General features: G+C 64.3%; 13 protein-coding genes. 5 read left to right on the forward strand and 8 right to left on the reverse strand.

Annotation, left to right across the window (positions count from 1 at the left end; translation table 11 throughout):
- Position 1: 1 nt before the first annotated feature.
- Positions 2-838, reverse strand: coding sequence for a hypothetical protein (locus RMO95_RS17020; RefSeq protein WP_310451846.1), 837 nt, complete (start codon positions 836-838; stop codon positions 2-4).
- Between the two features lie 197 nt (positions 839-1,035).
- Between RMO95_RS17020 and RMO95_RS17025 the strand changes: the two genes are divergently transcribed.
- Positions 1,036-1,467 (forward strand): hypothetical protein, encoded by a 432-nt coding sequence (locus RMO95_RS17025; RefSeq protein ID WP_310451847.1) that lies wholly within the window; start codon positions 1,036-1,038, stop codon positions 1,465-1,467.
- A gap of 216 nt (positions 1,468-1,683) precedes the next feature.
- A complete protein-coding gene (locus RMO95_RS17030; RefSeq protein ID WP_310451848.1) occupies positions 1,684-2,655 on the forward strand; it encodes a helix-turn-helix transcriptional regulator in 972 nt (323 codons plus the stop codon).
- 145 nt (positions 2,656-2,800) lie between these two features.
- Here RMO95_RS17030 and RMO95_RS17035 read toward each other — a convergent pair whose 3' ends face one another.
- From RMO95_RS17035 to RMO95_RS17060, 6 genes are all read right to left on the reverse strand, one after another.
- Positions 2,801-3,091, reverse strand: a complete 291-nt coding sequence (locus tag RMO95_RS17035; protein WP_310451849.1) for a type II toxin-antitoxin system RelE/ParE family toxin — start codon at positions 3,089-3,091, stop codon at positions 2,801-2,803.
- A complete protein-coding gene (locus tag RMO95_RS17040; RefSeq protein WP_310451850.1) occupies positions 3,091-3,327 on the reverse strand; it encodes a hypothetical protein in 237 nt (78 codons plus the stop codon). Before RMO95_RS17040 ends, RMO95_RS17035 begins: the two co-directional genes overlap by 1 nt.
- A 74-nt stretch (positions 3,328-3,401) precedes the next feature.
- Positions 3,402-4,610, reverse strand: a complete 1,209-nt coding sequence (gene pcaF / locus RMO95_RS17045; RefSeq protein WP_310451851.1) for a 3-oxoadipyl-CoA thiolase — start codon at positions 4,608-4,610, stop codon at positions 3,402-3,404.
- Positions 4,607-5,044, reverse strand: coding sequence for a hydroxyphenylacetyl-CoA thioesterase PaaI (gene paaI / locus RMO95_RS17050; protein WP_310451852.1), 438 nt, complete (start codon positions 5,042-5,044; stop codon positions 4,607-4,609). The genes pcaF and paaI overlap by 4 nt, the downstream gene beginning before the upstream one ends.
- Positions 5,045-5,052: 8 nt before the next feature.
- A complete protein-coding gene (gene paaG, locus RMO95_RS17055; protein WP_310451853.1) occupies positions 5,053-5,841 on the reverse strand; it encodes a 2-(1,2-epoxy-1,2-dihydrophenyl)acetyl-CoA isomerase PaaG in 789 nt (262 codons plus the stop codon).
- 19 nt (positions 5,842-5,860) lie between these two features.
- Positions 5,861-6,655, reverse strand: coding sequence for a Phenylacetic acid catabolic protein (locus tag RMO95_RS17060; protein WP_310451854.1), 795 nt, complete (start codon positions 6,653-6,655; stop codon positions 5,861-5,863).
- A 203-nt stretch (positions 6,656-6,858) separates the two neighbouring features.
- Between RMO95_RS17060 and RMO95_RS17065 the strand changes: the two genes are divergently transcribed.
- The 3 genes from RMO95_RS17065 to RMO95_RS17075 all read left to right on the forward strand — a co-directional run bounded on the left by RMO95_RS17065 (position 6,859) and on the right by RMO95_RS17075 (position 9,680).
- A complete protein-coding gene (locus RMO95_RS17065; protein ID WP_310451855.1) occupies positions 6,859-7,308 on the forward strand; it encodes a flavodoxin domain-containing protein in 450 nt (149 codons plus the stop codon).
- Between the two features lie 68 nt (positions 7,309-7,376).
- Entirely contained in the window at positions 7,377-9,035 is a 1,659-nt protein-coding gene (gene paaN / locus RMO95_RS17070) for a phenylacetic acid degradation protein PaaN (RefSeq protein ID WP_310451856.1), read from the forward strand.
- Between the two features lie 39 nt (positions 9,036-9,074).
- Positions 9,075-9,680: a phenylacetic acid degradation protein PaaY gene (locus tag RMO95_RS17075; protein WP_310451857.1), complete on the forward strand. Its 606-nt coding sequence runs from the start codon at positions 9,075-9,077 to the stop codon at positions 9,678-9,680.
- Positions 9,681-9,783: 103 nt separating this feature from the next.
- On the opposite strand, the gene RMO95_RS17080 is transcribed toward RMO95_RS17075, so the two are convergent.
- Positions 9,784-11,066, reverse strand: a 1,283-nt coding sequence (locus RMO95_RS17080) for a glycerol kinase (RefSeq protein WP_310451858.1), incomplete at its 5' end; no start/stop codon positions are given.

The raw sequence follows: 11,066 nt of genomic DNA on the forward strand, positions 1-11,066 counted from the left end.
TTCAATGCCTATGATTATAGCATAACATTGGTGAAGTCCGACAGGCTGCTAGGCCAACCATCCCCCCGGTTTGGGTCCAGCGAGTCGCCTCGTTGCCGCTGGCGCTGGTGCCATATCCCACCACCACCGAGCCGTCGCTGTTTACGCCATTGGCGACGCTCTGGAAGCTGCCACCGACCAGATCGCCCAGGCCGACCATGCCGCCAGTCAGTGTCCAGCGAAACGCCTCGAAGCCACTTGCGCTGGTGCCATATCCCACCACCACCGAGCCGTCGCTGTTTACGCCATAGGCGCCGCTCTGGAAGCTGCCACCGACCAGATCGCCCAAGCCAACCATGCCATCCGCCTGGGTCCAGCGAAAGGCCTCGTTGCCACTTGCGCTGGTGCCATATCCCACCACCACCGAGCCGTCGCTGTTTACGCCATTGGCCCAACTCCCAAAACCGCCACCGGCCAGATCGCCCAGGCCGACCATGCCGCCAGTCAGTGTCCAGCGAAACGCCTCGTTGCCGCTGGTGCTGTGGCTATCGCCCACTACCACCGTGCCATCACTGTTTACGCCATTGGCGCTGCTGTTAAACGCGCCGCCGGTCAAGTCGCCCAAGCCGACCATGCCACCAGTCTGCGTCCAGCGAAACGCCTCGTTGCCGCTGGCGCTGGTGCCATAGCCTACCGCCACTGTGCCGTCGCTGTTCACGCCATGGCCGCGGCTTGTGAAGCCGCCGCCAACCAGATCGCCTAGCGCGGTGAAGCTCTGCGGTTGGGCCAACTGTGGCAGGAGCACACAAGCCGCAACCATCGCCAGCGGTATCAATCTCTTCTTCGTTCGAATCTTCATCGACTGGCTCCAGGGAAAAGTGACAAGGTCATTTCGGTGTATCGGACAAGCCAGCTACCTGGCTGCTCTTGCCGGTGAGGCGCTTCAGTAGGTTGGGCACGCAAGTCAAAATGCGTAAGACCATGCCAGCATATCTACCAATAGTCAACATTTAACTGACGACTGATAGGCGACATCGTGACTGGTAGCTTCCGGTCATGCGTTCGACCCTGGAAAGAGAAGACTTTTCGCGCCGCCTGATGGAAGCGCTGGCCCGCGTCGGCGACGATGGCAGCAGCCCGACGCGGCTGGCGCGGGAGTTCAACCGCCGCTATCCGGGCGCGCCAGTGACCTTGCATGCCAGCCGCAAATGGCTGAACGGTGAGGCGCTGCCGGCTCAGGACAAGCTGCGGGTGCTGGCCGAATGGCTTGGCGTGACACCGGAATGGTTGCGCTTCGGCGACAGCGGCGACGTGCGGGGTACCCAACGCCAGGCCCGGGAAGCCGGGCAAGCGGTCGATTTTGAACTGGCGCGAGAGCTTGGTGCGCTTTCGCCGGCGCATCGCGAGGCGGTGCGGGCGCTGGTCAAGGCCTTGCGGCAGGGAGAAGCGTCCGTGCGCGGCGGCAAGGCCAAGCGCGGAAAAGCGTGATCGGGCGCTGACGCCGTCTCGCCAGGGCAGACTTTTCATTCGGGAATTTCCCGTTTCCCGTTTCCCGGTGTTCATCGCTGTTCATCGCCATGTCCAATAATGCGCCGGGCGTATTCTGTTGAAATACGACCCGTATGGATATGGGTCAACTCACCTATATCCTGTTTCGTTCACCCGTCGGAAAATGCCGGCCGGCAACGAACTTGGAGCGCTGACATGACCCATCCCCGGTTGCACGACACCATCCTCGCCCTCTATCGGGGCTGTCGGGATCGCGCCGCGTCCGAGTTCAAGGAATGGGCGATGGAAACCGTGCGCGGTGCGGTGGAATTCGACTCGGGGATATGGGTGACGTCGGATATCGTCAGCGACGATTTCAGCAGCGTTTACCTTTTTCAACAAACGCCTGAAATGATGAAAAACTACGACCGGACCTTGCGACTTTCCGGCGATTTTCTGGCACAGGCGGTTATGTCGAATCCCGGCCGAACGATTCGGATGGAGGATCTGATTCCGCGCGCGGTATTTGTCGGTCACCCGGCCTACTTGCAGCACTGCCGCTATTACGGCATGGAACACGCGCTGTGCACCTGCCAGATATCCCCGGTTACGCGGGTAACGACTTTCGTCTCTTTCTATCGCAGCGACCCCAAGGCGCACTTCGTCGAATCCAGCCGGCAAACCAAGGAATTGCTGGTGCCTCACATGATCGAGGCGATGCGGATCAACTTGTTCTCCCAGTTGCACAACTCGCTCGATCAGGGCAGCAGCGCGCTGGCGATCTGCGATTCCGCCGGCGCGATTTATGAAACTACGCCGCGCTTTCCGGAGATCATGCAGGAGGTTTGGCCAGCGTGGAACGGTCCGCGACTTTCCTTGCCGTTCGATACGCTAGAAGGCGAGGAAACCATCCGTTGGGCCAGGGACGGCCTCAAGTTCGAGGCTACGCCCTGTCGCGACCTGTACCTGCTCAGCGTGGCGCGGGAACACGTGCTGGATCGTCTCAGCCGACGTCAGTTGGAGGTGGCGGAAATGCTGGTGAAGGGAAAGCGCTACAAGGACATCTCGCGCGAACTTGGCATCTCGCCGTCCACCGTGACCAACCATGTCAACCAGATTCACTCCCGCCTGGAGATCAGCGGACGGGAAGACCTGATCAGGCTGTTCGACCGAGGACGGAACGCCTGATCGGACGGTGGTGCCGTGCCGGACTCTGTCTGCCGGGGATTCCGCTTCGCGGGCCGGCAAGCGCCGACTTTTAACCCTTCGGCTGGGTTTTCTGTACCGGGGTTCTATTCGGAATTACTTCGGCCGCCCGTATCGTGGCGTGCCTTTATTCAGGCAGTTGTTCCGGCCAGCGGCGGGCGGAGTGGATGACGGCGAGAATCGGAATATCGTTGCCGTCGATGCGGTAGGCGATGATGAAAGGGTAACGACTGACCACCAGTTCTCGGGTTCCAGGCACGCGCCCTGCTCGGCCCATGCTGGGCTGAGCCGACAGCAGAATGGCATCCTTCCTGATCTGTGCCACCACGCGTCGCGCAGCCTGCGGGTTTTCCGTCGCGATGTATTGGTGAATCTCGGCTATCTGGGCAAGCGCTGGCGGCGTCCAGCGAATGCGCATCAACTTGGTTCGCCGTACTTGGTGAAGAAGGCATTTACTTCGGCATCGCCGGCAAACTCGCCGCGATCCGCCGCGGCAATGCCGGCCTGTATTTTGGCGATCTGCTCGGCCTCGAAATGCAGATACTCCCGCAGGCCGGCGGCGGCAATCTCCGTGTCGCTGGCGTGGCGAACAGCGGCAAGGTGATGCAAAGTCGCCTCATCCTCACTCGAAAGCGGAATGCTGATAGAACCCATGATCGTTTCGTCCTTGTAGGTGCGACAGTGGAATTATAGATGGGAGCGTTGCGACAGCGCTCCCCCGACGTCGTTCAGACCCGCTCGATGATCATTGCGATACCCTGGCCGACGCCGATGCACATGGTGCACAAGGCATAACGGCCGCCGCTGCGCTGCAGTTGGTACATCGCGGTGGTGACCAGGCGCGCGCCGCTCATGCCCAGCGGATGGCCGATGGCGATGGCGCCGCCGTTGGGGTTCACGCGGGCGTCGTCATCGGCCAGACCGAGGTCGCGGGTGACCGCCAGGCCTTGTGCGGCGAAGGCTTCGTTGAGCTCGATGACATCCATCTGGTCGAGCCGCAGCCCGGTCTGCGCCAGCAGCTTTTTCACTGCCGGGGCCGGACCGAAGCCCATGATGCGCGGCGCGACGCCGGCCGTGGCCATGGCGACGATGCGCGCCTTCGGCGTCAGCCCGTGCGTCTTGGCCGCGACTTCGGAGGCGATCAGCAGCGCGCAGGCACCGTCATTGACACCCGAGGCATTGCCCGCGGTCACGGTCAGTTCGGGGCCGTTGATGCCCTTGAGCCTGGCCAACTGCTCGATGGTGGTGTCGGGGCGCGGATGCTCGTCGGTGTCGAAGATTTTCGGGTCGCCCTTCTTCTGTGCGATCTCGACCGGGACGATCTCGCTCTTGAAGAAACCGGCGGCGTTGGCGGCGCCCCAGCGCTGCTGCGAGCGTAGGGCGAAGGCGTCCTGCTCGGCGCGGCCGATCTTGAACTCGGCGGCGACGTTGTCGGCGGTTTCCGGCATCGAGTCGACGCCGTATTGCTGCTTCATCAGCTTGTTCACGAAGCGCCAGCCGATGGTCGTGTCATACACCGCACTGCTGCGCGAGAAGGCGCTGTCGGCCTTGGGCATGACGAAGGGGGCGCGGCTCATGCTCTCCACCCCGCCGGCGATCATCAGCGAAGTTTCGCCGGCCTTGATCGCGCGCGCTGCCGTACCCACGGCATCCATGCCGGAGCCGCAGAGGCGGTTGATGGTGGCGCCGGCCACGGCGACCGGCAGCCCGGCAAGCAGTGCGGCCATGCGCGCCACGTTGCGGTTGTCCTCGCCGGCCTGGTTGGCGCAGCCGTAGATGACGTCCTCCACCAATTCCCAATTCACCGTGCCATTGCGCGCCATCAGGGCTTTGATCGGCAGTGCGGCGAGGTCGTCGGTGCGGATGGTGGCCAGCGTGCCGCCATAACGGCCGATCGGGGTGCGGACTGCGTCACAGATATATGCTTGCAAGCTCATGCGGATTCGCTTTCGTCGAAGAAGTGTCCCTTGATGCGGGTGGAGCGGCCACGAAACACGGCAATGGTCTTGCCGTCCTGGTTCGTGACCTCGATGTCGTAGATGCCGCTGCGGCCGCCCTGATGGCGCGCGCGTCCAACGGCCGTAAGTGTATCGCCGAGATGGGCGGGGGCGACAAAATTGATGTCGACGCCGGCCGCCACCGCGCGGTGGTTGAAGCTGTTGCAGGCGTAAGCGAAGTTGGTGTCGGCCACGGCGAAGATGAAGCCGCCGTGGCAGATGCCGTGGCCGTTGACCATGTCCTGGCGTACTTTCATGATGACTGTTGCGGCGCCCGGGGTGGTGCTGCTGATGACGATGCCGAGGCCTTGTGCGGCATGGTCGTCGGGCCACATGACTGCGGTGCAGCGTTCGGCAATCTGTTGCGGGGTCATGGCCATGATCATTCGCCGGTGAATTGCGGGGCGCGCTTTTCCATGAAGGCGGCGACGCCCTCGCGATAATCGTGGCCGAAGCCGAGTTCCTGCTGGCTGGCGCGCTCCAGTTCGAGCTGCTGTTCGAGGCTGCTGCCGCTGCTGGCGTAGAGCGCCTGCTTGGTGCGCGCCAGCCCCTTGGTCGGCGCACTGCTGAAATGCACCGCGAGCTTGTCGGCTTCGGCCATCAGTTGCTCGTCATCGACGCACTTCCAGATCAGGCCCCAGGCGGCGGCCTGCTCGGCGGACAGCTTGTCGCCGAGCATGGCCAGGCCCATGGCGCGGGCGGTGCCGACCAGGCGCGGCAGCGCCCAGGTGCCGCCCGCGTCGGGCACCAGGCCGAGCTTGCAGAAGGCCTGGATGAAGCTGGCCGAGCGCGCCGCCAGCACGATGTCGCAGGCCAGTGCGATGCTGGCGCCGGCTCCGGCGGCGACGCCATTGACGGCGCAGATGACCGGCATCTCCAAGGCACGCAGGGCGAGCACCAATGGCTTGTAGTAGGTTTCGATGGTGTAGCCCAGGTCGACCGGGTCGGCACCGGCCGAGACATTGCGGTCGGCCAGGTCCTGGCCGGCGCAAAAGCCGCGCCCGGCGCCGGTCAGCAGGAGCACGCGGGCGCCGCCGTCGCGCGTCCTCGCCAGCGCATCGCGCAGTTCCAGATGCATGTCCGCGATGAAGCTGTTGAGTCGGTCGGGACGGTTCAGGGTAAGGCGGGCAATGCCGCCTTCGAGCGAGAAAAGAATGTGCTGGTAGTTCATCGGCGGGGCTCCGTGGCGATCAGTCGGGAATGGCTATGCCGAGGCGCTTGAGCGCGGCGGCTGACCGGGCTTTCCAGTCGGCGAGCATGTCGGCGCTACTGCGACCGCGCAGGCCGTACTGGATGTAGGTCATGGCATGATCGGAATCGACGCGGCCGAAGGTGGCAGCGACGCGCGGATGCCAATAGTTAACCGCGGCCTGCACGGCGGCCCGGTTGCCGCCGCGCTCGATCGCCTGCTTGACGCCGGATTCGCCCAGTTGCGCATGTTCCTGTTCGCGCGGCAGGATCTGGGCGATCGCGGCGGCCAGCGGCGTATAAGAGCTCTGCGCCATTTCCGCCAGTTGGATCGCGGTGGCGGCGCCCATCAGCATGTTGAAGACGACGGCGTCCTCCCAGCCTTCGAGCGGGTAGTGGAACACATTCAGCCGCTTGTCGCCGCCGATGCGCCGCGTGCCGAGATCGATGTGGCGGTCGAGGCGCGAATCCCAGGCGTGGGAGCGCACATAGAGCATGAGGTTCACGCCGAAGGGCTCCAGTAGCTTCAGCGCCATCTCGGCGTGCACGTACTTTTCGGTGACGATCTTGGCCGCGACGATGCGCTCGCGCAGCCCGGGGCCGCGGTTGATGAAGGGGCAGAAGCCTGCAGCGCCGGCCAGTTCGGAATCGGCGAAGACCACCACCAGGCGCATCAGCTCGCTGCGATAGCCGGTAGGCACCGGCTGCCCGGCGCAACGCAGCACGTCGCCCTCGGGCGCGCCGATCCTGTGACCGGCGGCGATGCGTTCGAGAAAATCCTTATCCTGTTTCTGCATGTCTCGCTCCACGATGTGTGTCCTTACCCTGCGTCCGGACTATAGAAGTATTTCGCGGCGCGCAGTAAAGGGATACAATATTACAAACATGAAATGTTTAAATAGTATCAAATTAATTATGACACAGTTGAGGCCTGCAGGGTACAATAAAAATGTATCACGTCACCATCCCCGGGCAACGGGGATATAGAGGAAACGCCATCATGGCCAAGATACTGATCATCGTCGGCACCGAATCGGGCAACGCCCAGATGTGTGCCGACCATCTGTCGGACAATCTGCCCGCGCTCGGCCACGAAGTCGAGGTGGCGGGCGACGCCGATGCCGGCAGCGCCGAACTTGACGGCCGCGACGTGGTGCTGGTGTGCACAGCCACCCATGGCGACGGCGAACTGCCCGACAACATCATTCCGCTGGCCGAACGCCTGCGCGCGGAGACGCCGGATCTTTCCCGTCTGCGCTACGGCGTGATCGCGCTCGGCGACCAGACCTACAAGGCGACCTTCTGCCAGGCCGGCAAGGACATGGATGCGCTGTTCGCCCGCTGCGGAGCGCGCAAGGTGGGCGAGCGGCTCGAAATCGATGCCTGCACCCAGCCGCTGCCCGACGAAGAAGCGCTGAGTTGGGCCCAGGAATGGGTCACGATGCTCTGAGCCCCGATGTTGTCTCGATGCAAGAAGCAGCCAATATAAAAAAGTAGTCCTTCCCCCGGAGATCCAAAATGCCCCATCCCATGTTCGAGAAACATCAGTCCCTGCTGCAGCAGGCCGTTGCGGCGATCGAAGCGCGCGGCTACTGGAGCCCTTATGCCGAGAATCCGCGGGTGTACGGCGACACGGCGATCGAGGACGGGCGCCAGGCTTTCGAGGCCTATCGCGGCGCGCAGTTCTATCTGGACCAACCGGGCGTGATCGACCGCGGCGGCGCGGAAGTCTCGCCCTACGGCCTGCCGCTCAACATTTCCTATCCGCGTTGCAGTGCCGACGCGCTGATCGCGGCGGCAAAAGCCGCCATGCCGGGCTGGATCAAGGCCGGGGCCGATACCCGGGCCGGCGTTTGCGCCGAAATCCTGGCACGGCTGAATGCCCGCAGTTTCGAGATGGCCCATGCCGTGATGCACACCACGGGCCAGGCCCTGATGATGGCCTTCCAGGCCGCCGGACCGCATGCCCAGGATCGCGGCCTCGAAGCCATGGCCTACGCCTGGCGGGAAATGAAGCAGGTGCCGGAAACTGCACTCTGGGAGAAACCGCAGGGCAAGAATCCGCCGCTGAAAATGGAAAAGAAGTTCACCGTCGTGCCGCGCGGCGTGGCCCTGGTCATCGCCTGTTCGACCTTCCCGACCTGGAACGGCTATCCCGGAATCTTTGCCAGCCTGGTGACCGGCAACCCGGTCATCGTCAAGGCGCATCCGACGGTGATCCTGCCGCTCGCGATCAGCGTTGCGGTGGCGCGCCAAGTGCTGAAAGAGGCCGGCTTCGACCCGAACCTGGTGAGCCTGCTGATCGACGACGCGGCGGCACCGGTTGCCAAGGACATCGCGATGAATCCCGAGGTGCGCCTGATCGACTACACCGGCAGCCCCGACTTCGGCAACTGGCTGGAAGAGCATTGCCGGCATGCCATGGTGTATACGGAAAAGGCCGGCGTGAATTGCATCGTGGTCGATTCAATCGACGACTACCCGGCGATGCTGAAGAACCTGGCCTTCACCCTGTCGCTGTATTCGGGGCAGATGTGCACCACGCCGCAGACGATTTTCGTTTCGCGCGAAGGCGTGAAGACGCCGGACGGCGTGGTTTCCGCCGAGCAGTTCGGCCGCGATCTGGCCAATGCCGTTTCGCAGTTCCTCGAAAACCCGGCGCGTGCCGTGGAGATACTGGGCGCCATCCAGTCGCCGACCACCCTGGCGCGCCTCGAAGCGGCCCACGAACTCGGCGAGGTGCTGCGCGCGTCGGGCGCGGTTGCCCATCCGCAATGGCCGGAAGCCCGCGTGCGCAGTCCCCTGATCCTCCGGGTGGCGGCCAGCGACGAGCGCGCCTACATGGAGGAGCGCTTCGGCCCGATCACGCTCGTGGTCGAAACCGCGACCATGGCGCAAAGCCTGGCCACGGCCGAGCGCGTGATCCGCGAACAGGGCGCGATCACCTTTGCCTTGTATTCGACCAATCCGCTGATCGTGGAGCATGCCGAGGAGGCGTCCCTGCGCGTCGGCGTGGCGCTGTCGATCAATCTCACCGGTGGCGTCTTCGTCAATCAGTCGGCCGGTTTTTCCGACTTCCACGCCACCGGCGCCAACCCGGCGGCGAACGCCTGCCTCACCGACAGCGCCTTTGTCGCCAGCCGCTTCTTCGTGGTGCAGAGCCGGCGCCACGTATGATCGGCGTCCAGTGACGAGTCAGGAACGGAGAGCGACGAAATGAAAGTTTACGAGATCGACGGCATCGTGCCGGTGGTTGACCCGACGGCCTTCGTGCATCCGTCGGCGGTGCTGATCGGCGACGTGGTGGTCGGACCGCGGGCCTACATCGGGCCCTGCGCCAGCCTGCGCGGCGACTTCGGCCGGCTGTTCATCGGTGCCGGCGCCAATGTGCAGGATTGCTGCGTGATGCACGGCTTCCCCGGCAGCGACACCATCGTCGAGGAAAACGGCCATATCGGCCATGGCGCGATCCTGCACGGCTGCATCGTGCGCAGGAACGGCATGGTCGGCATGAATGCCGTGCTCATGGACAACGCCGTGGTCGGCGAATCGGCCATTGTCGCGGCGCAGAGTTTCGTCAAGGCCGGCATGGAAATCCCGCCGCGCATGCTGGCCGCCGGCGTGCCGGCCAAGGTGATGCGCGAACTGAGCGAGCTGGAAATGGCCTGGAAAATCGAAGGCACGAGCGTCTATCACGATCTGGTCAGGCGCTGCCACGGCACGCTGCGCGAGGTCGAGGCCCTGACCGCCGTCGAGCCGGATCGCCGGCGGCTCAAGCTGCCCGAACTGAAGACGCTGCAGGAAACCCGGCGCGGCGGTTAGCCGCCGGCCTGCATTCGCCCGCTTTGGCCTGATTTACTCAATAGTTGGCGTTGGCGCGCGCTCTGCGTACCTGGGACGCCGCTTCGCGGGCAGGTAACGGCGCCTAAAGCACCGTCTGCGCCACGGCATGTTCCCAGCGCTGCATCAGCGCGTCGGCGCGCTCGCGCGGCATGGTCGGATGGAAGACCCGCTCCGCCTGCCAGTGCGCCGCGAGTTCGTCGATGCCGGCATAAATGCCGCAGGAAAGCCCCGCCAGATAGGCCGCACCCAGCGCCGTGGTTTCGATGACTTGCGGCCGCACCACGGGAATGCCCAGCAGGTCGGCCTGGAACTGCATCAGCAGGTTGTTCACGCAGGCGCCGCCATCGACGCGCAACTCCGTCACGCCGGCACTGTCGGCCAGGTCACGGCTCATGGCCTGCAACAGCGCCGCGCTCTGGAAGGCGATGCTTTCCAGCGCCGCGCGGGCGATGTGCGCCACGGTCGTGCCGCGGCTCAGGCCGAGGATGGCGCCGCGCGCATCGGGCTTCCAGTAGGGGGCGCCGAGCCCGGTGAAAGCCGGAACGAAGATCACGCCGCCGCTGTCGGGCACGCTTTCGGCCAGATTCTCGATGGCCGCGCTGCCCTCGATCGCCTTGAGACCGTCGCGCAACCACTGCACCACGGCGCCGCCGATGAACACGCTGCCTTCGAGGGCGAACTGCGGCGTGGCGGAGGCCTGTGCGGCGCGGGTGGCGATCAGCCCGTTGCGGCTGGCGAGGCAGTGCTCACCGGTGTGCATGAGCATGAAGCAGCCGGTGCCGTAAGTGTTCTTGGCCAGGCCGGCGCTGAAGCAGGCCTGGCCGAACAGCGCGCTTTGCTGGTCGCCGGCGATGCCGCCGATCGCGATCGGCGCACCGAACAGCTCGGCCTGGGTTTGGCCATAGAGATGGCTGGAGGCGTGAACCGTGGGCAGGACCTCGCGCGGAATATCGAACAGTTCCAGCAGTTCGTCGTCCCATTCGTTGCGATGAATGTTGAACAGCAGGGTACGCGAGGCGTTGCTGACATCGGTGGCATGGACGGCACCGCCCGTCAGTTGCCAGGCCAGCCAGGTATCGACGGTGCCGAAGGCCAGTTCGCCGCGATGGGCTGCTGTGCGCGCGCCCGGGGCATTGTCGAGTATCCATTTCAGTTTGGTGCCGGAAAAATAGGCATCGATGACCAGACCGGTCTTGTCCCTCACCATGGTTTCGCAGCCGCGCTCGCGCAGCGCGGCGCAGTCCGGTTCGGTGCGCCGGTCCTGCCAGACGATGGCATTGCCCAGCGTTTCGCCGCTGCGGCGATCCCAGACTAGCAGCCTGTCGGACTTGAGTTCAGCCGACGACCCGATTTCACGATCCGGGA

Origin of the sequence: Sulfuritalea sp. (genome assembly GCF_031426875.1) — a bacterium.
Classification (GTDB): domain Bacteria; phylum Pseudomonadota; class Gammaproteobacteria; order Burkholderiales; family Rhodocyclaceae; genus Sulfuritalea.